25 protein-coding genes are annotated in these 25,983 nt (G+C 65.5%); 16 read left to right on the top strand and 9 right to left on the bottom strand.

Translation table 11 applies throughout. The features are described 5' to 3' along the window. Positions 1–104: 104 nt before the first annotated feature. Positions 105–1,427: an MFS transporter gene (locus tag AC1DDA_RS03380; RefSeq protein ID WP_476794631.1), complete on the bottom strand. Its 1,323-nt coding sequence runs from the start codon at positions 1,425–1,427 to the stop codon at positions 105–107. Positions 1,428–1,614: 187 nt separating this feature from the next. Continuing rightward, positions 1,615–2,787, bottom strand: coding sequence for a DUF2865 domain-containing protein (locus AC1DDA_RS03375; RefSeq protein ID WP_476794630.1), 1,173 nt, complete (start codon positions 2,785–2,787; stop codon positions 1,615–1,617). A gap of 261 nt (positions 2,788–3,048) precedes the next feature. On the opposite strand from AC1DDA_RS03375, the gene AC1DDA_RS03370 reads away from it, so the two are divergent. Then, positions 3,049–3,999 (top strand): phosphoribosylaminoimidazolesuccinocarboxamide synthase, encoded by a 951-nt coding sequence (locus AC1DDA_RS03370; RefSeq protein WP_476794629.1) that lies wholly within the window; start codon positions 3,049–3,051, stop codon positions 3,997–3,999. 120 nt (positions 4,000–4,119) lie between these two features. Here the strand turns inward: AC1DDA_RS03370 and AC1DDA_RS03365 are convergent, their stop codons facing one another. Together AC1DDA_RS03365 and AC1DDA_RS03360 are read right to left on the bottom strand one after the other, a co-directional pair. Beyond that, positions 4,120–4,617 (bottom strand): MarR family winged helix-turn-helix transcriptional regulator, encoded by a 498-nt coding sequence (locus AC1DDA_RS03365; protein WP_476794628.1) that lies wholly within the window; start codon positions 4,615–4,617, stop codon positions 4,120–4,122. Positions 4,618–4,649: 32 nt separating this feature from the next. After that, positions 4,650–5,735, bottom strand: coding sequence for a TRAP transporter substrate-binding protein (locus tag AC1DDA_RS03360; RefSeq protein ID WP_441512363.1), 1,086 nt, complete (start codon positions 5,733–5,735; stop codon positions 4,650–4,652). A 62-nt stretch (positions 5,736–5,797) separates the two neighbouring features. Here AC1DDA_RS03360 and AC1DDA_RS03355 point away from each other — a divergent pair, with 62 nt between their 5' ends. From AC1DDA_RS03355 to AC1DDA_RS03345, 3 genes are all read left to right on the top strand, one after another. Then, on the top strand, positions 5,798–6,808 hold the full coding sequence (locus AC1DDA_RS03355) for a fumarylacetoacetate hydrolase family protein (RefSeq protein ID WP_476794627.1): 1,011 nt from the start codon (positions 5,798–5,800) through the stop codon (positions 6,806–6,808). Positions 6,809–6,816: 8 nt separating this feature from the next. Continuing rightward, complete coding sequence (locus AC1DDA_RS03350; protein ID WP_476794626.1) at positions 6,817–7,395, top strand: DinB family protein; 579 nt, start codon at positions 6,817–6,819, stop codon at positions 7,393–7,395. A gap of 93 nt (positions 7,396–7,488) precedes the next feature. After that, complete coding sequence (locus AC1DDA_RS03345; protein ID WP_441512366.1) at positions 7,489–8,022, top strand: hypothetical protein; 534 nt, start codon at positions 7,489–7,491, stop codon at positions 8,020–8,022. Here the strand turns inward: AC1DDA_RS03345 and AC1DDA_RS03340 are convergent. Then, positions 8,003–8,554: a GNAT family N-acetyltransferase gene (locus AC1DDA_RS03340; protein ID WP_476794625.1), complete on the bottom strand. Its 552-nt coding sequence runs from the start codon at positions 8,552–8,554 to the stop codon at positions 8,003–8,005. The two genes, AC1DDA_RS03345 and AC1DDA_RS03340, sit on opposite strands and share 20 nt — an antisense overlap. A 100-nt stretch (positions 8,555–8,654) precedes the next feature. On the opposite strand from AC1DDA_RS03340, the gene AC1DDA_RS03335 reads away from it, so the two are divergent. Next, a complete protein-coding gene (locus tag AC1DDA_RS03335; RefSeq protein ID WP_476794624.1) occupies positions 8,655–9,176 on the top strand; it encodes a CreA family protein in 522 nt (173 codons plus the stop codon). 12 nt (positions 9,177–9,188) lie between these two features. Here AC1DDA_RS03335 and AC1DDA_RS03330 read toward each other — a convergent pair whose 3' ends face one another. Then, the gene (locus tag AC1DDA_RS03330; RefSeq protein ID WP_476794623.1) at positions 9,189–9,518 is read right to left on the bottom strand and encodes a hypothetical protein; all 330 of its coding nucleotides are present in this window, start codon (positions 9,516–9,518) and stop codon (positions 9,189–9,191) included. A gap of 310 nt (positions 9,519–9,828) precedes the next feature. Here AC1DDA_RS03330 and cysS point away from each other — a divergent pair, with 310 nt between their 5' ends. Both cysS and cimA read left to right on the top strand, forming a co-directional pair. Then, entirely contained in the window at positions 9,829–11,352 is a 1,524-nt protein-coding gene (gene cysS / locus AC1DDA_RS03325) for a cysteine--tRNA ligase (RefSeq protein WP_476794622.1), read from the top strand. Between the two features lie 103 nt (positions 11,353–11,455). Then, on the top strand, positions 11,456–13,054 hold the full coding sequence (gene cimA / locus AC1DDA_RS03320) for a citramalate synthase (protein WP_476794621.1): 1,599 nt from the start codon (positions 11,456–11,458) through the stop codon (positions 13,052–13,054). 125 nt (positions 13,055–13,179) lie between these two features. Here cimA and AC1DDA_RS03315 read toward each other — a convergent pair whose 3' ends face one another. Further along, positions 13,180–13,521 carry a hypothetical protein gene (locus tag AC1DDA_RS03315; protein ID WP_476794620.1) on the bottom strand — a complete coding sequence of 114 codons (342 nt, stop codon included), beginning with the start codon at positions 13,519–13,521 and terminating at the stop codon, positions 13,180–13,182. A 173-nt stretch (positions 13,522–13,694) separates the two neighbouring features. Here AC1DDA_RS03315 and AC1DDA_RS03310 point away from each other — a divergent pair, with 173 nt between their 5' ends. The 4 genes from AC1DDA_RS03310 (at position 13,695) to AC1DDA_RS03295 (ending at position 18,231) form a co-directional block, all read left to right on the top strand. After that, positions 13,695–15,608, top strand: a complete 1,914-nt coding sequence (locus AC1DDA_RS03310; protein ID WP_476794619.1) for an ABCB family ABC transporter ATP-binding protein/permease — start codon at positions 13,695–13,697, stop codon at positions 15,606–15,608. A 219-nt stretch (positions 15,609–15,827) separates the two neighbouring features. Then, positions 15,828–16,316: a hypothetical protein gene (locus tag AC1DDA_RS03305; RefSeq protein WP_476794618.1), complete on the top strand. Its 489-nt coding sequence runs from the start codon at positions 15,828–15,830 to the stop codon at positions 16,314–16,316. A gap of 287 nt (positions 16,317–16,603) precedes the next feature. Then, on the top strand, positions 16,604–17,305 hold the full coding sequence (locus AC1DDA_RS03300) for a phosphatidylserine decarboxylase (protein WP_476794617.1): 702 nt from the start codon (positions 16,604–16,606) through the stop codon (positions 17,303–17,305). An 80-nt stretch (positions 17,306–17,385) separates the two neighbouring features. Further along, positions 17,386–18,231, top strand: a complete 846-nt coding sequence (locus tag AC1DDA_RS03295; RefSeq protein ID WP_441512376.1) for a CDP-alcohol phosphatidyltransferase family protein — start codon at positions 17,386–17,388, stop codon at positions 18,229–18,231. 77 nt (positions 18,232–18,308) lie between these two features. Here AC1DDA_RS03295 and AC1DDA_RS03290 read toward each other — a convergent pair whose 3' ends face one another. After that, positions 18,309–18,692 (bottom strand): hypothetical protein, encoded by a 384-nt coding sequence (locus AC1DDA_RS03290; RefSeq protein WP_476794616.1) that lies wholly within the window; start codon positions 18,690–18,692, stop codon positions 18,309–18,311. Positions 18,693–18,985: 293 nt separating this feature from the next. Here AC1DDA_RS03290 and AC1DDA_RS03285 point away from each other — a divergent pair, with 293 nt between their 5' ends. The 5 genes from AC1DDA_RS03285 (at position 18,986) to AC1DDA_RS03265 (ending at position 25,490) form a co-directional block, all read left to right on the top strand. After that, complete coding sequence (locus tag AC1DDA_RS03285) at positions 18,986–19,594, top strand: Maf-like protein (protein WP_441512378.1); 609 nt, start codon at positions 18,986–18,988, stop codon at positions 19,592–19,594. Between the two features lie 181 nt (positions 19,595–19,775). Further along, the gene (gene yacG / locus AC1DDA_RS03280; RefSeq protein ID WP_476794615.1) at positions 19,776–19,979 is read left to right on the top strand and encodes a DNA gyrase inhibitor YacG; all 204 of its coding nucleotides are present in this window, start codon (positions 19,776–19,778) and stop codon (positions 19,977–19,979) included. Positions 19,980–20,178: 199 nt separating this feature from the next. Then, positions 20,179–20,445: a hypothetical protein gene (locus AC1DDA_RS03275; protein ID WP_441512380.1), complete on the top strand. Its 267-nt coding sequence runs from the start codon at positions 20,179–20,181 to the stop codon at positions 20,443–20,445. 11 nt (positions 20,446–20,456) lie between these two features. After that, positions 20,457–20,741 (top strand): hypothetical protein, encoded by a 285-nt coding sequence (locus AC1DDA_RS03270; RefSeq protein ID WP_441512381.1) that lies wholly within the window; start codon positions 20,457–20,459, stop codon positions 20,739–20,741. A gap of 1,272 nt (positions 20,742–22,013) precedes the next feature. Next, on the top strand, positions 22,014–25,490 hold the full coding sequence (locus AC1DDA_RS03265) for an autotransporter outer membrane beta-barrel domain-containing protein (RefSeq protein ID WP_476794614.1): 3,477 nt from the start codon (positions 22,014–22,016) through the stop codon (positions 25,488–25,490). 171 nt (positions 25,491–25,661) lie between these two features. Here AC1DDA_RS03265 and AC1DDA_RS03260 read toward each other — a convergent pair whose 3' ends face one another. Further along, positions 25,662–25,883, bottom strand: a complete 222-nt coding sequence (locus AC1DDA_RS03260; protein WP_476794613.1) for a hypothetical protein — start codon at positions 25,881–25,883, stop codon at positions 25,662–25,664. Positions 25,884–25,983: the final 100 nt, after the last annotated feature.

The raw sequence follows: 25,983 nt of genomic DNA, 5'->3' as shown, positions 1-25,983 counted from the left end.
TCCACGACTGGGCGAGCTCTTGATGACGGCGCCTTGCAGCGATTTACCCAGTCGTGGGTTCCGGGTTCAGGCCTGCCGGCCTGCCCCGGAATGACAGGGCTTCTTCACTCGTGCCGCTCCATCGCCGAGGCGTGCTTGGTGTCGCGCATGGTCGAATAGACCAGGAACGACAGGAAGATGATCCCGGCAAGGTAGTAATAGAACCACTCTTCGTGGCCCTGCTGCTTGAAGAACAGGGCGATGGCGGGCGCCGTGCCGCCGAAGATCGAAACCGTGACCGCATAGGGCACGGCGACGCCCGTGGCGCGGATCGCCGTCGGGAAGAGTTCCGCCTTCACGACGGCATTGATCGAGGTATAGCCGGCGGTGAAGATCCAGGCGCCGCAGATCAGCAGGAAAGCCATCCACGCCGATTTCGTGCCGGCGAGCGTCATCAGGATCGGCACGGTCAGGAGCGTGCCGGCGAGGCCGAAGAACATCAGCATCGGCTTGCGGCCGATCTTGTCGGAGATCAGCCCGTAGATCGGCTGCAGCGCCGCCGCGAAGATCAGCGATCCCGCGATGACATAGGTCGTCACGATGTCGGAGAGGCCGACCGTCTGCCTGACGAAGGTCTGCATATAGGTGGTGAAGGTGTAGAAGGCGGCCGTGCCGCCGGCGGTGAGGCCGACCACGATGGCGACCTCGCGCGGATAGCGCAGCAGGCCCTTGAGCGAGCTTTCGCGCTTCATCGTGCTCTTGGCCGCCTCGAAGGCTTCGGTCTCTTGCATATGTCGGCGCATGAACATCGCGGTGACGGCGAGCAGCGCGCCGATCACGAAGGGGATGCGCCAGCCCCAGGCGACAAGCTGCTCATGCGTCAGGAAGACGTTCTGGAGCAGCAGCAGCACCAGGATCGCGGTGAGCTGGCCGCCGATCAGCGTCACGTACTGGAAGCTCGAATAGAAACCGCGATGCTCGGGGTCGGCGATCTCGGAGAGATAGGTCGCGCTCGCCCCGTATTCGCCGCCGAGGCTCAGCCCCTCGATGATGCGCGCCAGCGCCAGGAGGGCCGGGGCAGCGAAGCCGATCGTCGCATAGGTCGGCGTGAAGGCGATGAGGAGCGAGCCGAAGCACATCATCAGGACCGACACCATCAGCGATAGCCGCCGCCCGTAGCGGTCCGCAAGATGCCCGAAGAGCCAGCCGCCGACCGGCCGCACGATGAAGCCGGCGGCGAAAAGCGTCGCGGCATTGAGCTGCTGCACGACCGGATCATGCGAAGGAAAGAAATGCGGCGCGAAATAGAGCGCAAAGGCGGTGTAGGCGTAGAAATCGTACCATTCGACGAGATTGCCGACGGAGCCGATGAAGATCGCCTTGAGGCGTCGTTTGGCGTCGTCGAGCTCGATCGGATGGGGATGCTGCGTGGTGGTCGTATCGGACATGGCGGCCTTCTGGAGCTGGGGAGCGTCAGAGGCGAGCGCGCGGCCCGAAGGCCGTGGAAGGCAGTCTGGCGGCCTCCCGAGGGCGGCTTGATCGCTCCTTATGCGCCGGTTTTAGCCATGCGTCCAGCGGCCGGCGCGCTGTCGTCTTGCCGGCGTTCCTGCGTAAGGCGCATGGAACTTTGCCGGATCAGGGCCGGACGAGTTGCGGACTCAGATTGGGCGCGAGATTGGGCGCGACGATCCGGACGCTGCGGCGTTCGCCGGTAACGCTGCGCGACTCGCTCTTCAGCCCGTCCTTCTTGTCGAGCACCTTCTCGCCGACGATGTCGGGGCCGACACCGGCTGACTCGGTGCCAGACGTCGGCGAGTTCTCGGATGGCATCGGCTTGTCGTCGGCGACCTCGGGCACGGTCCCAGTGGAGGTGGGAGCCGGCTGCTGCGCCGCGCCCCGCCGCTTGGCCTCCGCCTTCGGGTCGATCTTCGGGCGCGAGAGCTCGGCCGCGCGCTGTTCCGTCAGAATGACGTCACCCTTGCGCTTGTCGAGCAGATACTCGGCATTCCTGAGCGCCGCCGACCAGCTCTCGCCCTGGCCGCGGCAGGTGCAGGCCGCGTCGAAACTGCGCGTGTACTTCAGCGCGTTCGGCAGCGAAGAGTAAGGCTGCCCGGTCGAGCGCGAGGCGGCGTTCTGGACGTCGCCGCCGGCACTCATGCCGTAGGCGAGCGTTTCGACGCCGGGGCAGAGCGCCTGGCACATTTCGTCGGGATTGCCGGTGTTGTTGCTCAGCGGAAAGAAGAAGCCGTCGCAGGTTCGCACGCAGACGGTCTGCGGGCCGCCGAGGCGCGGCTTCGCCGGTTCCATCGGCTGCTCCGGGTCGAGTTCCGGCATGGTCGAATCGATCTCGCCGCCGCGGCGGGGCTCGATCCCGAAGATCGTCTCGAAGAAGCCGCGCGGCTGCGCCCGGCAATTATTGTTGATCGCAGCGGCGAGCTGGGCGCGCCGCTGCTCGACCCCGCCGCTCTGCGCCTGCCGCTGCAGCGCCGCATATTGCGACTGCAGCTGGCCGAGCTGGGCGCGGATCGCACCGCATTGCGGCGGGCCCGAATCGAAAATGCCGAAAGAACGCTCGCAGCCCATCGCGCGATATTGCCCGTTGAGCTGCGAAAGCTGGGCGCCGACACGTTCGGCGGCCTGGGCAGCGCGCGGGTCGCCGCCGCTGCGGCCTTGCAGGCTTTCGAGTTCCGACCGCCAGGCGTCGCAGGAAGGCGATTGCGCTGCTGCAGGCCCGCTGAGGGCTGCGAGCGCCAGCAGCGCCATGCTGAAACGTCTGGAAAGTCGCAGGATCATCGCAGGTCGGGTCACGCCATCCATGGTCGAAAGCCGGTTTGCCGGCTCCGCCCAACAACACCCGCCAAACACGACGGAACTATGGAGCGGCCTGCGTCGGTGCGCCGCGGACCTGGCTCCCGCTCGAGGCTTCGCATGCCATATTCGGGCCGTTGCAGCAATCGGGGGAAGCACATGCCGCCGCGGTGGTGGAAAACGCGCGCTTTCGCTAGAAGGACTGCCTGAACGGCGCTCCGGCGCCTGTCCGCGCGCTCCGTCAAAGAGGCAAGCACCGCCATGTCCGATTATCTGCCTCTTCACGAAGCCGTCATTCCGGAACTGCCGAACTACTATCGCGGCAAGGTCCGCGAGAATTACGATTTGCCGGATGGCCGCCGCATCCTGATCTCGACCGACCGGCTCTCGGCCTTCGACCGCGCGATCGCGTCGATTCCACTCAAGGGCCAGGTGCTGACCCAGACGGCGCGCTACTGGTTCGAGCAGACCGCCGATATCTGCCCCAACCACGTGCTCGAATATCCCGATCCCAACGTCGTCGTCGGCACGCGCCTCGAGATCCTGCCGGTCGAGATCGTCGTGCGCGGCTATTTGGCCGGGACGACCGGCACCTCGATCCTGACGCTCTACAAGCAAGGTCAGCGCGACATGTACGGCGTCACCCTGCCGGACGGCCTGCGCGACAATCAGGAGCTTCCGGAGGCGATCATCACGCCGACGAGCAAGGCCTTCGACGGCGGCCATGACGAGCCGCTCTCCGAGCGCCAGATCGTCGAGGGCGGACTGCTGACGCAGGAGCAATGGGACACCGTCTCGGCTTACGCGCTCGCACTCTTCGCGCGTGGCCGGAAGCTCGCCCGCGAGCGCGGCCTCATCCTCGCCGACACCAAATACGAGTTCGGCACCGACGCCGAGGGGCGCATCCTCCTCGCCGATGAGATCCACACGCCGGATTCGAGCCGCTACTGGTTCGCGGAAAGCTATCCGGCCCGTTTCGCCGCCGGCGAGAAGCCCGAATCCTTCGACAAGGATTTTGTGCGCAACTGGGTGGTCGCCCGCTGCGACCCCTACAAGGAAGCGCTGCCACCGATCCCGCAGGAGCTGATCGACCAGACCTCGGCGGTCTATGTCCGCGCCTTCGAGACGATCACCGGACAGCCCTTCGCCTATCCGCCAGAGGGAGAGGATCCGCTGCCGCGGATCAGGCGCAATCTGGCGCAGTATTTCTAGGGGCGCTGCGGGAATGCACGTCATTCTCGGGCTTGACCCGAGAATCTCAGGCCGGACGAAGCTCGGAGCCTCCGCGTCACGAGATGCTCGGGTCAAGCCCGAGCATGACGGCCGTTACCTTCAGGCCCCGTCCTCGTCGCGATAGCCGCCGGCAAGATGCCGGCCGCGCTCGGTCAGGATCGACAGCACGCGCTCGAACACCTTGAGCTCGTCGGGGGAGATGTCCTCGACCCAGCGCGCCTCGAAGCCGAGCGCCAGCGGCACGATCTGGTCGTAGATGCGCTTGCCCGCCGCAGTCAGCGTCACGAAGGATTCACGCCGGTCCTGCCGGTTCTCGGCGCGCGAGATGAGGCCCCGCTTCTCCAGCTCGCTGACGGCGCGCGAGACCTTGGTCTTGTGCATCTGGGCGAGTTCGCCGATGTCGCGTGAGGTCAGCTTGCCGAATTCGCCGAGCTGCGCCACCACCCGCCATTCCGGGATGCCGATGCCGAAATGCTCGCCATAGATGCGGCCGAGCGCGCGGCCGCCCAGCGTGCCGACCACGTTGAGGCGATAAGGCAGGAAGCGCTCCAGATGGAGCGCCTTGGTCTCGGGATCAGTGGGTGGTTTCGTCGTCATGGCGATGCGATCTGGCGATGAAAAGGCGCGCCTCAGCGCGCCTTCAGCCGGTTCATGAACGAGTCGTAGGACAGCTCCGCCACCTGCCACCAGAGCAGGTTCTCGCCGCGGAAGGCGACCATGGAGTCGTACCCCTTCTTGAAGTCCGGGCTCTTGGCGCTGGTCTCGGCGTAATATTCCTCGGCCGCCTTGAGCGCGGCCTCCATGACTGGCAGCGGGAAGCCGCGCAGCTGCGCGCCCTGCGCCACCAGCCGGCGCAGGCCGCCCGGGTTCACGAAGTCGTACTTCGCCAGCATCCAGTTGTTGGCGGCTTCGCAGGCGTTCTGGACGATGGCCTGGTAATGCTTCGGCAGCTTGCTCCAGGCGTCCTTGCCGATGATGAGGTGCAGCATCGCGCCGCCCTCCCACCAGCCGGGGTAGTAGTAGTATTTCGCGACGCGGATGAAGCCGAGCTTCTCGTCGTCATAGGGGCCGACGAACTCGGCAGCATCGATGGTGCCGCGCTCCAGCGCAGGATACACGTCGCCGGGCGCAATCTGCGTCGGCACCACGCCGAGCTTGGCGAGCACGGCGCCGCCCATGCCGCCGATGCGGAACTTCAGGCCCTTGAGGTCGTCGAGGCCGGCGAGTTCCTTGCGGAAGAAGCCGCCCATCTGGCAGCCCGAATTGCCGCAGGGGATGGAATAGGCGTTGAAGCGGTCGAGCACGCCGTTCACGATCTGCTCGCCGCCGCCGAAATACCACCAACTATGCTGCTGGCGGGCATTGAGGCCGAAGGGGATGCCGGTGCCCAAGCCGAGCGTCGGATCCTTGCCGATATAGAAATAGGTCGGCGAATGCGCGCATTCGACAGTTCCCGAAGACACCGCATCGAGCGCCTGCAGGCCGGGGACGATCTCGCCGGGAGCGAAGACCTGGATGTCGAACTTGCCGTCCGTCGCCTCGGATACGTATTTCGAGAACTGCTGCGCGGTGCCGAAGATGGTGTCGAGCGACTTCGGGAAGCTCGACGTCAACCGCCATTTCACCTCGGGCTGCGACTGGGCGATCGCCGGCATCGCGACGGTCGTCGCGGCGGCGGCGAGTGCCCCCGTTTTCAAAAAGCTGCGACGTTCCATATGGTCTCCTCCCGAAGGCTCGTTGCGTCCTTATTGGCGCGTCCGGGAAGGAATGGAAAGAGATGAAGCTCGCTTCGCTTACGCATGGCCGCGATGGCCGCCTCGTCATCGTCTCGCGGGATCTGACCCGTGCGACCGACGCCTTCCCGGTCGTCGCGACCCTGCAGGCCGCGCTGGACGACTGGAAGCGCCTTGCCCCGCGCCTCGCCGACCTGGCCGAGGGTTTGGAGCACGGCTCGGTGCCGTCCTTCCGCTTCCATGAACATGACTGCGCTGCGCCGTTGCCGCGCGCCTATCAGTGGCTCGACGGCTCCGCCTATGTGAACCATGTCGATCTCGTCCGGAAGGCGAGGGGGGCGACCATGCCCGAGAGCTTCTGGACCGATCCGCTGATGTATCAGGGCGGCAGCGACGCGCCGCTCGGTCCGCGCCAGGCGATCCATGCCCGCAGCGAGGAGGACGGCATCGATTTCGAGGCGGAGATCGCGGTCGTCACCGACGACGTGCCGATGGGCGCGAGCCGGGAGGAGGCGCTCGCCCGCATCCGCCTCGTCATGCTCGCAAACGACGTGAGCTTGCGGAATCGGATTCCGAGCGAACTGGCGAAAGGCTTTGGATTCGTTCAGTCAAAGCCGTCTTCGGCCTTCTCGCCGGTCGCCGTCACGCCTGAAGAACTCGGCGCGGCCTGGCGGGATGGAAAGCTCCATCTGCCGCTGCTGACGCAGGTCAACGGCAACCCCTTCGGCAAGCCCGATGCCGGCGCCGACATGACCTTCGACTTCGGCACGCTGGTAGCGCATGCCGCCGCTACGCGCCGGCTTTCGGCCGGCACGATCATCGGCTCCGGAACGGTCTCGAACCGCGATGCCGATGGCGGGCCGGGCCGGCCGGTGGCGGCGGGCGGCCTCGGCTATGCCTGCATCGCCGAGCAGCGCATGGTCGAGACGATCCTTCAGGGCGAACCGAAGACGCCCTTCCTGCGTTTCGGCGACACGGTTCGCATCGAGATGAAGGATGCCGCCGGGTACTCCATCTTCGGCGCGATCGAACAGGAGATCCTGCCCCATGTCTGAGCCGCGCGATGTCTGAAAACGCGAGCCGGCGCGGGCCGCTGAGCGCCCATTTCCGCAAGATGGCGCACAACAACGCCTGGGCGAACTGGCGGCTGCTCTCGGCTTGCATGCGGCTGGACGACGGCGCCTTCAAGGCAATGCGCACGAGCTTCTTTCCCTCGCTGCGCGAGACTTTGAATCACAATCTGATGGTCGATCTCTACTATATCGACGCGCTCGAGCGTGGCGGGCTCGGTCGGCAGGTCTTCGAACGCTTCCGGCCCTTCGAGGCGCCGGCGCTGTTCCAGGCGCAGAGCGCAGCCGATCGCCGCCTCATCGCCGTCTGCGATGGGCTTTCGGACGCTGCGCTCGATGCGACCGTCGCTACGGACCGCGGCGAGCATGGCGCGGTCGAGGAGCGGATCGACGATCTGCTGGCGCATCTGTTCCAGCACCAGATCCACCATCGCGGCCAGGCCCATGCGATGCTGGCCGGGACCGACATCGCGCCACCCCAGCTCGACGAATATTTCCTGCTCTACGATTCGCAGCAGACGCGCGTCGAGCTGCGCCGCCTCGACCTGCTGCCGCCGGAAGTGCTGCTTTGAGCAGGGAAGGGGTTTGCCGTGCTTGGCGGCGGCCCGCACGCCGGATAACCTGACCCACGAAGCGCCGATGCCTGCCGCGAGAAACGAGCCGCCATGATCGAGACCGTGCCGTTCTATTCGACCATCGTCCCGCTCGCCTTCTTCATCTGGGGGCCAGTGCTGGTGGTGGTGCTGTTCTGGGCGGTCGGCTTCTGGTCGAGCCGGCAGGGCGTGCCGCGCATGCTGGAGAGCGACTGGGACGGCTACAACGTCGCCGATGTCGAGAAGCTGTTCTCGCTCTATGGCGAGACGAGGCGGGCGCGCTATCGCAACCGCGTGCTGCCCGCAGATGTTGCTTGCGCCTTCACCTATGCGATCGTTGGCGCGCTGCTGATCGCCGGCCTCGCCACGCGCGGCCAGCCCTGGTGGGTGGCGGCGCTCTGCGGCGGCGGCTGGTTCCTGGGCGGCCTCTGCGACGTTGCCGAGAATTTCGCCGTGGCGCGCCTGCTCGACCGTTATCCGCAGGTCGATAGCGGCAATGTCGCCTTCGCCAGCACGATGACGCGGATGAAGCTCGTCCTGTTCGCGCTCGGCGTCGTCGGCGCGCTCGTGGCGGCCTATCTCGTCTTCAAGCCTCTGGCGGCCTGAGCTTCGGCCACGCGCCGCGCTTGAGCCACAGCCGCGCCGCCGGAACGGGCGGATCGCCGATGAGGATGCGGGGGTCCGTCGGCGCCGCCGCGAAGCCCAGCCGCCCGGCCAGACGCAGCGAGGCGGCGTTGAGCGGATGGGTCGTGATCCCGATCATGGGGAAGCCGAGCGTGCCGAAGCCGTAGTCGAGGAGGCAGGCCGCGGCTTCGCCGGCATAGCCCCGCCCCCAATGCCGGACCGCGAAACGGTAGCTGATCTGCACATCCTCCGCCGCGTCGCCGTCGGGAATGAGCCCGACATAGCCGGTGAATTCTCGAGGGTTCGCCTTGGCGAAGACCGACCAGTAGCCCAGCCCGCGCTCGACATGGTTGAAGCTGCGCGCGGCGACGGCCTCCCGCCCCATGGCCGGGTCTCCGACCGCCGCGATATGGCGCATCACCTGCGGGTCGGCGTTCATTCGTATGGTGGCGTCGATATCCGCAAGCCGGCGCGGGTGCAGCAGCAGCCTTTCGCTTTCCAGTTCCGGCAGCACGCGGCGATCCTCTTCCCGGCGGTTGCAGCGCAATACTCTGGTGCAGCGGCGCAGGGCTTCCCATATCGTGCCGGGCGCCGATCTGGAACGCGCCGGGAGGATGAGAATGCTGCTTCGTCGTTGGGCTCTGGCTGCGCTGGCCCTCACCCTGTCGGGAATGGCGCTGTCGCCAGCGCTGGCGCAGGAGGACCTGATCTTCCGCAAGTCGACCGTCTGGAAGATGCTGACCCCGAACGACAAGCTCGCCGTCTACGGCGTCGACGATCCCATCGTCGAGGGTGTGGCCTGCCACTATACCGTACCCGAGAAGGGTGGCGTTTCCGGCATGTTCGGCGTGGCCGAGGAGGTCTCGGAGGTCTCGCTAGCCTGCCGCCAGATCGGGCCGATCAAGTTCAAGGAGAAGGCGGAGCAGGGCGATGTCGTCTTCCGTGAGCGCCGCTCGCTGGTCTGGAAGAAGATGCAGATCGTGCGCGGCTGCGACACCAAGCGCAACGTGCTGGTCTATCTGGTCTACACCGACAAGCTGATAGACGGCTCACCGCAGAACTCGACTTCGACCGTGCCGATCATGCCCTGGGGGACGTCCGGCGAGCCACCGAAATGCTCGGAGTGGATTCGCTGATCGGCCTGCGGGTCAGTTGCTGCAGGTGATGCTGAGCGGCTGCTCGGCCACCTGAGCCGGGCTCGGGCGGGCGACCGTGCCGGTGAAATCCTCGCGATCGGCCACGCCGAAGGCGACCGCCTTGCCGAAGCCCTGGGACTCGCACCAGGCGTTCGCGACGATCTTGCCGCATTCGGCCTTCGTCGAGATGCAGTCGGCGACGCCATAGCCGTCGCTGGCGGGGATCAGGAAGGTTCGCGGCTCGTTTGCGGCGGCGACCGAACGGCTGGGCGGCATGATCGAGAGCGAGATGCCGGCGGCGACGATCCCGAGCAGTCCGACGAAAGCCACGGCGCGGCGCATGAAATCTGGTTCCTGATGAAGACGGGCGGAGAACCCGTGAATCGGGAGGATGGTTCCGGGCGGTTAAATTTGCGTGAATTGCGGCCGAAATGTTGCGCCGCAACAAATAGGGCGCCCTCTTGACGCAAGGCCTGTGGACAGGCAATCACTTTCCATCATGACGCGAGCCGCCATCAACAGCCCTTGCATTATTTGCCGCTAGCTTTCGCTGGCCGGCTGCTCACGTCCTCGTCCTGAAAACGAACCGACAAAAGCGCCCCGGCCAGCGGCCAGGTCTTTTCCTATTTCGCCGTTTCGTTCGTTCCAGGATTTGCCCCCGATGTCGCCGACCCTGAGGCTCCACAACACGCTGACGCGGACGAAGCAGGACTTCGCGCCGATCGATCCGTCGAATGTCCGCATGTATGTCTGCGGCCCGACGGTCTACGACTACGCCCATATCGGCAATGCCCGCCCGGTCATCGTCTTCGACGTGCTCTACCGGCTGCTGCGCCACATCTATGGGGCGGAGCATGTCACCTATGCCCGCAACCTCACGGACGTCGACGACAAGATCAACGCCCGGGCCGCCCGCGATTTTCCCGGCCTGCCGCTGAACGAAGCGATCGCACAGGTCACGCGGACGACGACGGCGCAGTTCCATCATGACGTGGATGCGCTCGGCAATTTGCGCCCGACGGCGGAGCCCCGCGCCACCGACCATATCGACGAGATGAAGGCGATCATCGAGCGCCTGATCGCGCGCGGCATCGCCTATGTCGCCGAGGAGCATGTGCTTTTCCATGTTCCGGCAGTGTCGCATCTCGCCAAGGCGCCGAAATACGGCACGCTCGCCCGCCGCTCGCTCGACGAGATGCTGGCCGGTGCCCGCGTCGACGTCGCACCGTACAAGCGCGACTCCATGGATTTCGTGCTGTGGAAGCCGAGCCGCGACGGCATCGATCCCGGCTGGCCGTCTCCGGCCGGCATCGCCACGCCCGGCCGCCCTGGTTGGCACATCGAATGTTCGGCCATGTCGATGGCGAAGCTGCTCTCGCCCTTCGGCGGCGGCCTTGCCTGCGACGATCCGGCCAAGAACGTCTTCGATATCCATGGCGGCGGCATCGACCTCGTCTTCCCGCACCATGAGAACGAGATCGCCCAGTCCTGCTGCGCCTTCGGCGGCGGGGAAGGGCAGCCGCTTATGGCCAATATCTGGATGCATAACGGCTTCCTGCAGGTCGAAGGCGAGAAGATGTCGAAGTCCCTCGGCAACTTCGTCACGATCCATGAGCTGCTGGAGACTGACGCGTTCGGCGGCCGCAAATGGCCGGGCGAAGTCCTTCGCCTCGCGATGCTGAAGACGCATTATCGCCAGCCGATCGACTGGACGGTGAAGGCGCTGGAGGAGGCGGAGCGTAAGTTGCGCCAATGGGTAGCGCAGATCGAGTTCAACGAAATTTCGGAGGATCAGATCGCTCTGCCGCCGGAATTCGTCGAAGCGCTTGCGGATGATCTGAATTTTGCCGAGGCAATGAAAGCAATCGAGGGGGCGCTCAAGGATGGAACTGGCCAGCGCACTCTTGTCGCGATGCTGGAACTGGTCGGGATCGATATCTGGAGATTCGCTCGCGAAGAGGCAGAGCGAAACAGCGCAGCCCTGCGCGCAGAGGAAGAAGCTGCGGGAGTGGACGTCGAGGCGCTGATCGCCGCCCGCCTCGACGCCCGCCGCGCGAAGAATTTCGCCGAGTCCGATCGCATCCGCGATGAGCTGGCCGCCATGGGCATCGCGCTCAAGGACGGCAAGGACCCCGCCACCGGCGAGCCGACGACCAGCTGGGAGGTGAAGCGATGAGCCCGAAAATCCGCCCCGCCGGCTCGCTCTCCTTCGCCATCAAGATGGTCATGCTGGCGATGGTCGTGCCGCGCGTCGTCCGCTTCAAGCTGAGGCGGGAGCGATGAGCGCGCCCCGCGTTCATCTCTTCGACACGACGCTGCGCGACGGCGCCCAGACCACCGGCGTCGATTTCTCGCTCGACGACAAGCGCGCCGTCGCCGCGCTGCTCGACCGGCTCGGCGTCGATTATGTCGAGGGCGGCTATCCCGGGGCCAACCCGCTCGACACCGCCTTCTTCGAGGAGAAGGCGACCACGCAGGCGAAGTTCGCCGCCTTCGGCATGACCAAGCGGGCAGGGCGCTCGGCGGCCAACGACCCCGGCATCGCCGCGCTGCTGTCGGCGAAAGCCGATGCGATCGTCTTCGTTGCGAAGAGCTGGGACTACCATGTCCATGTCGCGCTCGAGATTTCGCTGGAAGATAACCTTGCCGGCATCCGCGAGAGCGTCGAGGCCGCAAAGGCCGCGGGCCGCGAGGTGATGCTCGATTGCGAGCACTTCTTCGACGGCTACAAGGCCAATCCCGACTACGCGCTCGCCTGTGCCCGCTCGGCTTATGAGGCCGGCGCCCGCTGGGTCGTGCTGTGCGACACCAATGGCGGCTCGCTGCCCGACGAGGTCGGCGCCATCGTCCGCGAGGTCGCCAAGGTCGTCCCGGGTGACTATCTCGGCATCCACGCCCATGACGATTGCGGCTGCGCCGTCGCCAATTCGCTCGCGGCGGTCGAGGCCGGCGCTCGGCAGATCCAGGGCACGCTGAACGGGCTCGGCGAGCGCTGCGGCAACGCCAATCTCGTCACGCTGATCGGCGCGCTCAAGCTCAAGGAGCGCTATCGCGACCGTTTCGAACTCGGCGTCAGCGAAGGCCAGCTCGGGGAACTCACCCATGTCTCGCGCGCGCTCGACGAGATGCTGAACCGCGCGCCGAACCGCCACGCGCCCTTCGTCGGCGCCTCGGCCTTCGCGACCAAGGCCGGCATCCACGCTTCTGCCGTGCTCAAGGATCCGCGCACCTATGAGCATGTCGCGCCGGAGGCGACCGGCAACACCCGCAGGGTCCTGATCTCCGACCAGGGCGGCAAATCGAATCTCGTTGCCGAGCTGGAACGCATCGGCGTCACGCTCGGCCGCGACGATCCGCGGCTCAACCGCGTGCTGCAGGAGGTCAAGGACAAGGAGGCACAGGGCTACGCCTTCGAGGGCGCCGATGCCTCCTTCTTCCTGCTGGTGAAGCGCATTCTCGGCGAGGTGCCGGACTACTTCGCGGTCGAGCGCTTCGCCGTGAATGTGGAGCGCCGCTACAATGCGCTGGGCGAGCTCGTCACCTTCTCCGAGGCGATCGTCAAGGTGAAGGTCGGTGACGACCTGCTGATCTCGGCGGCGGAGGGCGATGCCGGCCCGGTCAACGCGCTCGATATCGCCTTGCGCAAGGATCTCGGCCGTTACCAGTCGCTGATCGAGGGCTTGCGCCTGGTCGACTACAAGGTGCGTGTCTTCCAGGGCGGCACCGACGCCGTGACCCGCGTGCTGATAGAGTCGGGTGACGAGACCGGCGAGCGCTGGACGACGGTCGGCGTCAGCGCCAACATCATCGACGCCTCGTTCCAGGCGCTGGTCGACTCGATCACCTACAAGCTGGTGAAGGCCGGCGCGACGGCTTGAAACCTCGCGCCGTCATGCTCGGGCTTGACCCGAGCATCTCTTGCCGATGAAGGCGCTGGAACCTCCATGGTCCTGAGCTTCTCGGGTCTGCGCTTCGCTCCGCCCGAGAATGACGGGGTTCAACCTCACTCCGTCAGCCGGATGACGCGATCCTTGCACAGGTCCATGTCGGCGTCGCTCTCGGCTTCGTCTTCGAACCGCGCCTGAACCGTATAGGAACAGCCCTGCGGCTTGTTGAGCTTGAGTGCGACGCTCTTGCCGGGCGCCAGCGGCTTGGCGAGCTTGGCGACGAGACGTTGCTGGTCTCCGGGCGTCGCGATCTCGAAACTGTTGAGCGGAACGCTGCGCTGGTTGCTGATGGTGATCTGCGCATGCGGTTTGCCGGACTGCGCGGTGGCGGGCAGGATGGCGAGCATGAGCGCGGCGGCGGCGCCTAGCCCCTTGGCGACAAGATGTTGATCTCTCATGGTTGTTTCTGTCCCCGATCCCGAGCGTCGAACGCTCTGGCAGGATCAGACACCGGGCTTTCGACGAGAGCAAGGCGGCTTTCAGGCGGGACCGCAACGGATGGCGATGCGATCCCGCATGCATCGGCGCGCAATTGGGTCTATACGGGCGCGCCAACTGGAATCGTTTGAAAATGTCCGCGCCGTCAGCGCCCCCTCCGGCGTCGAGCTTCCACCGTTCTGCCGCCATCCAGCCGGGCTCCGGCTTCTTCGCGACCTTCCGCGCGCTCTGGCCCTATCTCTGGCCGGCGGAGCGTGCCGATCTGCGCAGCCGCGTCGTCGCGGCCTTCGCCCTGATGTTGTGCGGGCGGCTGGTGCTGATGGGCGTGCCCTTCACCTTCAAATGGATAACGGACGCGCTCGCCGGCACCTATTCCAATCTTGAGAAATGGCTTCCCTGGCTGGTCGGCGCACCGCTGGCCTTGACGGTCCTCTATGGTCTGGCCCGCGTCGGCGCAGCTGCCTTCGTCCAGATGCGCGACGCCATTTTCGCGCCGGTCTTCATGCACGCGGTGCGGACGCTTGCACTGCAAACCTTCGGCCATCTCCACCATCTCTCGCTCCGCTTCCATCTGGAGCGCAAGACGGGCGGGCTCACCCGCGTGCTGGAGCGCGGCCGCAACGGCATCGAGGAGATGGTGCGCCTCGGCCTCAACCAGCTCGTGCCGGTGATCATCGAGGTCGTGCTGATCATCGCCGTGCTGCTCTATCTGTTCGACTGGCGCTATGTCGTCGTGCTGGTGGCGATGGTCACGGCCTACATGACCTACACCATCAAGGCCACGGAGTGGCGCATCGCCATCCGCTCGGCGATGAACGAGTCGGATACCGACGCCAATGCCAAGGCAATCGACTCGCTGCTCAACTACGAGACGGTGAAGTATTTCGGCGCCGAGGCGCGCGAGACCGCGCGCTACGACCAGTCGATGGCGCGCTACGAGCGTAATTCGATCAAGTCCTACACCTCGCTTGCCTGGCTCAATTTCGGCCAGGCCGCGATCTTCGCGGTCGGGCTCACGCTGTCGATGGTGATGGCGGTGCGTGGCTTCCAGGCCGGCACCAACACGGTCGGCGATCTCATCCTGATCAACGCGATGCTGATCCAGCTCTATTTGCCGCTGAATTTCATGGGCACCGTCTATCGCGAGATCAAGCAGGCGACGCTCGACATCGCACAGATGTTCTCGCTGATCGGCCGCGACCCCGAGATCCAGGACAAGCCCGGTGCGAAGCCGCTGCAGGTCCCTGCCGGCGAGGTCGCCTTCGAGGATGTGCATTTCGCCTATGTGCCGGAGCGGCCGATCCTGCGCGGCGTCTCGTTCAAGGTCCTGCCGGGGCAGACGGTTGCGATCGTTGGCCCGTCAGGCGCCGGCAAGTCGACGATCTCGCGTCTGCTCTTCCGCTTCTACGAGCCGCAGAAGGGCCGCATCCTGATCGACGGCCAGCCTATCGCCGATATCCAGCAGGTCTCCCTGCGCGCCGCCATCGGCATGGTCCCGCAGGACACGGTGCTGTTCAACGACACCATCGAATACAACATCCGCTATGGCCGCCCCGATGCGACGGCGGAGGAGGTCGAGGAGGCCGCTCGCCTCGCCCAGATCGACCGCTTCATCCGCCTTTTGCCGGAGGGCTATGCGACATCGGTCGGCGAGCGCGGCCTCAAGCTCTCGGGCGGCGAGAAGCAGCGCGTCGCCATCGCCAGGACGATCCTGAAGGGGCCGCCGGTGCTCGTCCTTGACGAGGCGACTTCGGCGCTCGATTCCTTCACGGAAAAGGAAATCCAGGACGCGCTCGACCGGGTCAGCGAGGGCCGCACGACCCTCGTCATCGCGCATCGGCTCTCGACCGTGGTGAATGCCGACGAGATCATCGTGCTCGACAAGGGCGTCATCGTCGAACGCGGCCATCATCGCGACCTGCTCGCGGCGGACGGCGTCTATGCCGCGATGTGGAACCGCCAGCGCGAGGTCGACGAGGCCAAGGCCACGCTCCAGCGCGCCACCGAGGCGGAAGGCGAGAGCGTCAGGGTGAGCCTCGCCACATAGCGGCGCGGTCGGCGCCCCGTCATGCCCGCTCTTGTGGCGAGAATCCACGTCTTGAACACTGGCCTCGCCAGAGGAAGACCTGGATGGTCGGGGACAAGCCCGACCATGACGGATATGCCGTCAGCCATGCGCCTCCCGCCAGTTTAAAACCGCTCGCAACTTCGGCGTGTTTCCTGCATGCTCCGGCCGCAGGGCAAAGGCATTGGGGGAGCGGCTGCCATGTTTGATCCGACGACATTCGTAGGCTTTCACACCTGGCTCAGCCTGATCGCGATCGTGGCCGGGATTCCGGTCGCGGCCGGATTGCTCCACGGACATACGCGGCCGGGCTGGACAGGCGTTTTCCTGTCGACCGCCTTCGCCACCAGCGCGACCGGCTTCGGCTTTCCCTTCAGCGGCATCCTGCCATCCCACATCATTGGCGCGATCCATATCGCTCTGGTCGGAATTGCGGCCTTCGCATTGTATGGACGGAGGCTGGAAGGAGGCTGGCGCCGCACCTATGCGATCACAGCGATGCTGTCGTTCTACTTGCTGGTTTTCGTGCTGGTGGCGCAAATGTTCGGCAAGATCCCGGCCTTGCGGGCGCTGGCCCCGACCCAGTCGGAACCTCCCTTCGCCATCGCAGAAACATTAGTGCTGTTCGCCTTCGGCTTCCTGACCTGGAGGGCGGCGGTTCGCTTCGTCCAGATGCCACGGATCGTCTAGGGGAGGGGCTGCGGCTTCTGAGGTCCGGTGTCCGCGGCGCGGCCTGCTTCGGGTCGCACGGCTCGCGCCATACCTCTCCACCGGTTTCCACTCCGGTGCACGGGGGGGCGACGTGGATTCCGGCCTGCGTTACGTTTGAGCGGTGAATCCGCCGCAATGTCGCAGCTTCCGGGCTTTCCCTGGCGGGCAGAAGGCCCTAAATCAGCGCAACGCCCGTGGCCGTGCATGCCAGGGCATCGTCGTTCACGCGCGCTCGATGCGCCGACAGGTTCAACGGATACCGCCTCATGTCTCTCGTCGATTCCGTCCGCAAGGTGATCGTGCCCATCCACAAGGAGGGCTATGTCTTCATCGCCATCGGGCTGGTGGCCACGATCATCCTCGCCAATCTCTGGTCGCCCTTTGGTTGGGTCGGCGCGATCATCACGGTCTGGATCTGCTACTTCTTCCGCGATCCCGTCCGCGTCACGCCGCAGCGAGAAGGGCTGGTGATCTCGCCCGCCGACGGCCGCATCAGCCAGATCGCCCAGTCCCTGCCGCCGCCGGAACTCGAGCTGCCAGCCGAGCCGATGACGCGCATCTCGATCTTCATGAACGTCTTCGATTGCCACGTGAACCGCGCGCCGGTGCCGGGCCGCATCGCCAAGATCGCCTATACGCCGGGCCTCTTCCTCAATGCCGAACTCGACAAGGCCAGCGACGACAACGAGCGCAACGCGCTGGCGATCGAGACCGCCTCCGGCATCGTCGGCGTCGTCCAGATCGCGGGCCTGGTGGCGCGCCGCATCGTTCCCTTCGTCAAGCAGGGCGATATGCTCGCGACGGGCGAGCGTTTCGGCCTCATCCGCTTCGGCTCGCGCGTCGACGTCTATCTGCCGACGCATGTCGTGCCGCTGGTCGGCGTCGGGCAGACCGCGATCGCCGGCGAGACCGTGCTGGCCGACATGAGCGGTAACGAGCCGGTCGCGCGTAACTTCCGCGACATCTGAGAGGGTAGGGTGGGGACGACGTGCCTCGCCACGTCCTCGGCTGCTAGCGCGGATTTGAGAAACCGCGTATTTCGGCAGGCATGAGCGACCTGTTTCCTCCTTTCGAGCCCGAGCGCGCCGAATCAAAGCGCGCTCGCTTCAAGCCGATCCCCTTCCGGCTGCTGGCGCCCAACGTCATTACGCTGCTGGCTCTTTGCCTCGGCCTGACGGCGATGCGCCTCGTCGTCGAGGGCAAGCTTGAAACGGCGACGATCTGCATTCTGATCGCTGCGGGGCTGGATGGCGTCGATGGCCGTCTGGCGCGCCTGCTCAAGGGCACGTCCCGCTTCGGAGCCGAGCTCGATTCGCTTTCGGATTTCGTCAATTTCGGCGTCGCCACGGGCTATGTGCTGTGGATCTTCGTCCTGCACGACCTCAAATCCTTCGGCTGGATCATCGTGTTGACGCTGGCCTGCGCCATGGCGCTGCGCCTCGCGCGCTTCAACGTCATGATCGACGATCCCGACAGGCCGGACTGGCAGAAGGAGTTCTTCGTCGGCATGCCGGCGCCGGCCGGGGCGATCACGGCCATGCTGCCGGTCTATCTGCACATCATCGGCGTTCCCGTGCAGGAATACGGCGCGATCTTCGTCGGCATCTACATCCTGTTCATCGCCTTCCTGACGATCTCGCGCATCCCCTGCTATGCCGGCAAGACGCTCGGCACGCGCATCCCGCGAACCCAGGTGCTGCCGATCTTTGTCGCCGTCGTGATCGTGGCAGGGCTGCTCTTCGCCTACACCTTCGAGGTGCTGACCGTCGTGGTTCTGGCCTATCTCGCGCTCATCCCGGTGAGCGTGGCGCGCTACCGCAAGCTCGAGCGCGAGCATGGCTTGTCGTCACCCGCTGCCGCCGTGGGCAGTGACGCTCCGCAAGAACCAGTCTGAGATGTAAGCCAGAGACGGATTCGCCGATCGGTTCGCGGTGCAAGCCGATCGGTAAAACGGTCTCCAGGCGCGCGCTTTTAGCGCCGGCCGCCACTGAGCCGGGCGGCGTTGGCCCGGGTGCGCCGCGCAAAGGGCTCCAGCGTGCTGTCGGCGACGCGGACCGCCGCTGCCGCGAAGTCGAATTGGCCTGGCAGATGCAGCGCCAGTCCCCACCAGAACGCCGTGGCTGCCTGCGTCGCGGCCAGGCTGCTCTCAACCACCGCGGAAACCTTCTCCATCACGGCCTTGGTCGCTTCGCGCTGGCCGTGGCTGTCGCCGAAGGCGCCCTTCATCAGGATCGGCATCCGCATCGCGATGGTGAGGCCGGCTTCGGCCTGCATGGTCAGCACGCGCGCGGCAAGCACTTGTGCATCTGCTCCCGTCGCGATGGCGGAGCGCGATGACTTGCGCGTGCTCGGCATGGACAAACTCCCAAAACGATGCGGCGTCATGCCGAGGGGAATCGATCCTGCCGTTGCTGGCTCGACTTGGCAACCAGTAGTATACCAGTTCTCCCGCCCTGCTTTATGCAGGAAGCGCGGGGCAGCGGGCTCCAACGACCGTTGACACAGACGGTTCGCGCCGCGGTTGCGGATTTATCGCTGCGCCGAAATACATTAAGGCTGGTCACGCGCCGGGCGTCTCCGGTGACGGAAAAGTGTCGGGCTGTCTTTTGAGTTTTTTCTCCTCCCCCAAACATCCCGGCTGGCGCCCGATGCTGGTGCTCGCCTCGGCTTCCCCGCGCCGCCTCGCATTGCTCGAGCAGGCCGGGCTGAAGCCCGATGCGCTGTTGCCGGCCGATCTCGACGAAACGCCGCACAAGGGTGAGCGCCCGCGCGATCTCGCCCGGCGGCTGGCGCGCGAAAAGGCGGAGGCTGCGCGAGAAGGGGCGAAGGCGCGCGCGGATCTGGAGGGCTGCTACATCGTCGCGGCCGATACGGTGGTCGCTGTCGGCCGGCGCATCCTGCCCAAGGCCGAGATCGTGGACGAGGCGGCGGCCTGCCTGCGCCTGCTCTCCGGGCGCGCGCATCGTGTCTATACGGGCGTTGCACTCGTAACGCCCTCGGGAACGATTCGGGACCGCATCGTCGAGACCCGGCTGCGCTTCAAGCGGCTCTCGACTGAGGACATCGAGCACTACCTCGCCTCCGGAGAATGGCGCGGCAAGGCGGGCGGCTATGCCGTTCAGGGCATTGCCGGCTCCTTCGTCATCAAGCTGGTGGGCTCCTATACCGGCGTCGTCGGCCTCCCGCTCTATGAGACCGTCAATCTGCTGGGCGGAGAAGGCTTCCCGATCCGCTTCGGCTGGATGAACGCCGCCTGAGGGGGCTGCCCGCACACGACGTCGGGTCCCGGCACGATGAGTGCGCTGCTTTCGACTGAAAAGTGGGGCCGGCCGGTGCGATCACAGACGGGTGGATCGCCGCCGTTGCATCCGATAGGACGCATGGCGATCTATGGCACCGGGGTCGAACTGGCCGTGGATGGAGGCATCACGCTCAAATATGACTGAAACCGACAAGCCGGCGCCGGCTGCGAAGCCCTGCTCGATCTGCGGCAAGCCCGCGGTGGCGCGCTTCAAACCGTTTTGCTCGGCGCGCTGCGCCGATATCGACCTCGGCCGCTGGCTGAAGGGAAGCTATGTGATTCCCGGCGAACCGATCGAGGTGGCTGAAGAGGCTCCGCCCCAGCCTGATCGCGAGAATTGAGGCGCTGGCCCGTCCGGACGGCCTCGCTCCGGGCGTGAGAACCGCGGCGGCGGATGATGCGGCGATGATTCTCGTGGCCACCGGCATGAGATCCGGTTGGCCTTTTTGCGACCAGAACTCGGCGCGGCGGGAATAGGCGGGTTGCGACCGCTGCCTGATCGCATGCTGCAAGCCGGACTGGGACCTGCTAGGCTGTGGAATGACCGATTTTCCCGACATCATCCGCTCGCCATTGTCACAGCGCTTCACCGAAGACGGCGTCACCGTCCAGGTCGAGATCTACCGGGTCGACGGGACAGAGGGCTGGACGCTCGAGCTCATCGACGAGGAGGGCGGCTCGACGGTCTGGCAGGACAGCTTCGCGACGGACGCCGAGGCCTTCGCGGAATTCACCGACGGCGTCGAGCAGCTCGGCCTGGCGAAGCTGATCGACCCCGACGAGGACGACCTCGCGACTGTGCACTGAACTGCGGTATCATGGCCTATACCGACGAGCTCGACGCGGTCATCGCCTGCGAGCAGCGGCTTCGCCGGCAGATCGCCATTCGCCTGGGGGAAGAGACCGGGATAGCGTCTGACCTTAACCTCACGGAAGAGGCCTTGGCCGCTGCCGATGCCGCCATCGCGGCATGGTGTGCGCAAGGCGAGGAGCAGCAGGACCTGGCGGCCTTCAGGCCCATCGGTCCGCTCCAGGAACTGCTAGCGGAGCATCGCGGCATCGTCGAGCGCATCGAAGATATGCGCGACCGGCGCCTGGGCTGAGGCTGCCTGCGACGCTTCGCGGCCCCGCCCGCTGGCGATGCCCGCAGCGCTTCGGGGCGGGCCTTCCCAATGCGATCGGGGTCGCGATTCGACATCGAATGGTCGATTGCCGCGGCGTCCCGGCTGTGTTCGTCTTCGGTCGACGAACGAGAAATGCAGGGAGGCCCAGGTGCTGTTCAACAGTCGTTTCCTCGCTGTTTGGATGAGAACGGCCATTGTCGCCGTCATCTTTACTGCCGTCGTCGTGCCGATGGTGGTAGCGCATTAGCTTTGGCGCCTGACGCCGATTTAATCCGGCCGTAACCGCGGGGCGGGTTCCTCACACTTAAGAGCATAGCCACTCGTCTTCGGAATGGACCAGCCAGACATGGCCCACGCAGGCGAGTCCGGCGCCGGCGCCTGCGGAGAGGGAGCGCGCCGTTGGGAGGCGGCATCGCTCCCTCTCCAACACATCGAAGTCTTGCAGCGCCGGCCGGCCGGGGCGCGGCGTTCTGACGCAATCATCCGATTGAAGGAGGAAGATGTCGTTCTCGCACGCTAGGTAGCGTCAAGGCCCGACCAGTCTGATGCCGCGCCAGATCTTTGGTTTGATTGTTCGGCGTGGCGGTCGGTCGTTCTCAAGCTGGCGAGGTCGACATGGATCGTCTGATTGGTTCGCTCTATCTGGCTGCCATCGCGCTGACGATGACCACCTGGATCGGACTGATCGGCTACGGCGCCTGGCATTTCCTGTTCTGAGAATCCCAAGGCTCTCGCGCGTGGCCGGGCAGCGACTGCTTGCCGCAAGCTGGCCCGCCCAAAAACAGTCTTTCAAACCTTTTGGAAAAGGAATGGTGCCCAGGGACGGCGTCCGTCAATTGGGCTATTTCAAGCGCTTAGCGCAGCAAACCGCTTGGGAGCATCTGAAGTTGCGCCGGTTAGAATAATATTGATGACGCCAGAGGCCGCAGATATCTGCAACAGTGGAGAGGGGTAAGGCACAAATTGCGCGCCAATGTCAACCCTCCGGCGCTCCCGAGGACACCTCGCAAGAGTGAGACGTGGTTGGGCTCGTCCTCGCCGTTGAGGGTTGGACAACAAAACGCAACTCTGATCACCCTCAGAATTGGGTGAAACAAAAATTGAGAAATCCACCCGGCAGAATCAGCTTCTATTGCAGCTGTTGGAAACATAACTGCCCGACGGAAAAACCAACGCGGAGATATTGCAAATACCATTGAGTCCGCAGATGGTAACGCAACGTTAATTCAAGCGCATCCGGATATCCCAGCCATGCCGACGCCGACCCTGCCGCCCGCGCGCAATCGCACGATCCGGCGCATGGCTCTCATGAGCGTCGCCGCGCTGGCCCTCTCCCATCTTGATTGCAGCTCAGCCCTGGCGCAGCAGACGGGCGGCAACGGCGGTAGCGTCTTTCTCCCAGGCTTCGGGTTTGGCGCAGGCGGCCTCAGTCCTTCCTCCGGCGCAGGCTGGGCGGGATTTAACGGGTCTACAGTAAGCTTGGGTGGTGGCGGTGCGGGCGGTGGCGGGGCTGGCACTACCGGCGCAGTCGGAGGCAATGGCGGGGATGATACCAGCAATAGCGGCGGTGCGGGCGGCACTGGCGGCTCACTTGCCGTTGGAGGCATCGGCGGCAACGGCGGTGCCGGTGGAAGTGGCACGCAAAATTCTGGCGGCGGTGGTGGAGGCGGCGGTGCTCATGGTGGCTTCGGGTCGACCTTCCCGGCAAGCGGCGTTGCTGCGGGCGGAGCCGGTGGTGCTGGCGGTGCCGGCGGCGCAACAATGGGCGGCGGAGGCGGTGGTGGCGCTGGTGGCTATGGTTTCGTCATCCAAGGGGCCGGGGGCAGCAACACACTGACTGTCACCGGTGGAGCCGGTGGCAACGGTGGTTCTGCTTCCAGCACTGGCTCGTCCGGCGCTGGCGGCGCCGGGGGTGGCGGCGGCGCCGGAATATACGCTAACTCGGGAGCAATCATAACCAATCTGGGCTTTGTTCAAGGCGGCGCCGGTGGAGCCGGTGGCACCGGCCTCCTCGGGAATGGCGCAAACGGCGCCGGCGGTTCAGGCATTATCGGTGCTGGCATCACCATCAACCACAACGGCGGATCGATCTCCGGCGGCTTCTCAGGTAATGGCTCAACGCTTGCTGATGCCATTACCTTCACCGGCGGCAACAACACCCTGTCGCTGAATGGCGGAACGCTCGGCGGCAATATTGGACTGAACAATACGAGCTCGCTCAGCTTCGTCCAATCCACGCCGGCAACCTACGGCTACAATATTACCGGCGACGGCTCCGTTACCCTGTCTGCGGGGCCGCTCACGCTCACTGGTATGAACACGTATACCGGCGCCACCACCATCACTCCCGGCACCACGCTCGCGCTGTCCGGGCAGGGGCGCGTCAACGCCTCTAGCGGCGTCGAGGTGAACGGCACATTCGATGTTACCGCTGCGGCATCCGCTCAGATAAAGGCGCTGACCGGCGCGGCGACAGGCACGGTGCAGCTTGGCGCGGCCGGGTTGATCGTGAACAACGCTTCCGGAACCTTCGCTGGCGCGCTGCACGGATCCGGCGGCCTGCAAATTACGGGCGGCACACAGGTTCTCTCTGGCGCCAGTGACTTCACGGGAGGGGCGGGCATCTCCGCGGGGGCAACACTGCGCATCGGCAATGGCGGCACCACGGGCTCGATTACCAGCGACGTCACCAACTATGGAACGCTCGTATTCGATCGCTCGAACGAGATGACTTACGCCGGAGTTGTGACGGGACCGAATACGGGAGCGATCTCGATTACCGGTGGCGGCAAGATCATCCTGACCGGCACGAGCAGTTCGCGGGCTCCCGTGACCATCGATGCAGGTAGCACGCTTCAGCTCGGAAGTGGCGGCACTTCTGGCTGGCTTGGCGGCACCGGAGCCTATGTCGGCTCGATCAACAATAATGGTTCGCTGGTCTACAATCGATCGAACAACGTCTCCTATGCCGGTGTCATTTCAGGAGGCGGCAGCGTCGAGCAGGCTGGGCCGGGCACGCTGACCTTGAGCGGAACGCATACCTATACGGGCGCGACGTCCATCACCGGCGGCACGCTCGTCGTTAACGGCTCAATCGCTTCCTCCTCGGGGCTTACGATTGGGGCGGCCGGGCGCTTGAGCGGCTCGGGCCAGGTTCCAGGCGTCGTCATCACCGGAACCCTCGCTCCGGGCAATTCACCGGGTACGATGACGGTCAACGGCAATCTGACCCTGACCGCCGGCTCGGTATACGAGGCCGAGATCCAGGGCGCGGTATCGGACCGCGTCAACGTCACTGGCACGGCGGCGCTTGCTGGCACGCTGAAGATCATCCCGCTCGGTGGCGCCTATACCTTCAACAGCCCCTACACGTTGCTGTCGGCGGCAGCGGGACGCACCGGCACCTTCAGTCCCGTCAACACGACGGGAAGCTTCGGCGATGGCGTCACCACGACAGTGAACTACACCGCCACCGACGTCCAACTGACGCTCGCTCCGAAGCCGCTGGTGCCGATCGTCGAGAATCCGACGGCACCGGCGCCCACCTCGCCCCGTCTCGGCGTCGTCGCCCCGGCCAACGCCTTTGCGATCGCGTCGGTGATCGATCGGGCGGTTGCAGCCGGGGGCGACCCATCCTCGCTGTTCGGGATCTACAACCTGCCGGCGGCGGCGATCCCGGCCGCGGTCAACCAACTCTCTGGCGAAATCCACACCGCGGCGCCGGCGCTGGCAAACGGCGCGGCCGATCAGTTCCTGCGCGCCATGCTCGATCCGATGGCGGCGGGCAGGCTTGGTCTCGCTGCGCCCGGTCCAGGAGCGGCGGCCTTCTCGGGGCTGGTGCGTAAGGGTGCTGATGAGCCCGCGGCGCCGGCGAGGCTCGATGCACCGGTCTATTCGGTTTGGGGCTCGGCTTTCGGCTCATACGGTCGCACCGACGGGGATGCGGCGATTGGCTCGGCCCGACGCACGATCGACGACGCCCATATCGCGACCGGTATCGACGTTCGGCTGATGCCCGGCACTGTCGCCGGCCTTGCGATCGCCGGCGGCAAGGCCCGGGCTTCACTGCCCGGACTGGTCGGCAAGATCGACGCGGATGTCTTCCAGGCCGGCCTCTACGGCGTCACGCAACTCGGTCCGGTCAAGCTTGGTGCCGCAGCGAGCTATGCCCGGCTCGACAACGACGTCAGCCGCGGCATCCCGGCACTCGGTAGCAGCCTGTCGTCATCCTACGAGACCACAGCCTGGAGCGGACGCCTGCAGGCAAGCGTAGCGGCCTTCAGCTGGAGCGGGTTCAGCCTCTCGCCGCTCGCCGCCATCCAGGCCACGCAGGCGCGTAATCCGGCGGTATTGGAGGCAAACTGGAGCGGCGCCAGCGCCGGCGCACTCGCCATCGGCAAACGCAATGAGGTGACGTCGCGCAGCGAACTCGGCCTGCAGCTCGATGCGGACAGCGTCTTCGGCGGCATGCCGGTCACGGGATATGTTCGTGCTGCTTGGGCGCATTATCTCCAGCGCGATGCCGACCTGACCGCGGGCTTCGTGGGCCTCCCTGGCTTGGCGTTCGCCGCGACCGGAGCCAAAGTCGACCGCAACAGCGCGCTGGTCGCCGCCGGCATCAGCGCCAAACTCAGCGAGCGCGTCTCGCTTGGCCTCAACCTCGACGGCGAACTTGCCTCGAGCGGCAGCCGCCTCGGCGGATCGGCCCAGATCAGGGTCAGCTTTTGAAGGGCCGGATGCGCTAGGAGAGAGCGGCCCCAAACCCCGCTGCTTAGAATGTCAGAACAACGGCGTTTGTTCGAAGCAATGCACCGGGCCTGACGCAGAAGATCAGGCCGATGCGATCGATTGTCCGCCAAACCAAAAAGGCCCCGCCAGCCGAAGCCAGCGGAGCCGAACTCATGCAGCAGCAGATCGTCGGTATCTTTCGATGGCCCGGTGGGTCAGATCATCTTCATCTTCAGCAACCTGCGCCAGCGCGGCTACGATACAGGCCAGTCTGGTGCGCTCACGCTCATCAAAAGCACTGGGGATGGACGACCTGACTTCGTCCCAAGCCGCATCCAAAGCCGCCTGGGCCCGAGCGAGGTCAACGGGATCACGCAACGATGAGAACGGCATGCTCCATCCTCCGACATGTTTCTCGCGTCGGGGAATCTAGGCAGCAGCGGCAAAACCACAATGTCAAAAAATAGGCCCGATCCCCTTTCGGAGACCGGGC

The sequence above is a fragment of the Allobosea sp. 10N428 genome (genome assembly GCF_056394545.1).
Note: the sequence above shows the minus strand (reverse complement) of the source record. Positions and strands in the feature narration are given on the sequence as shown.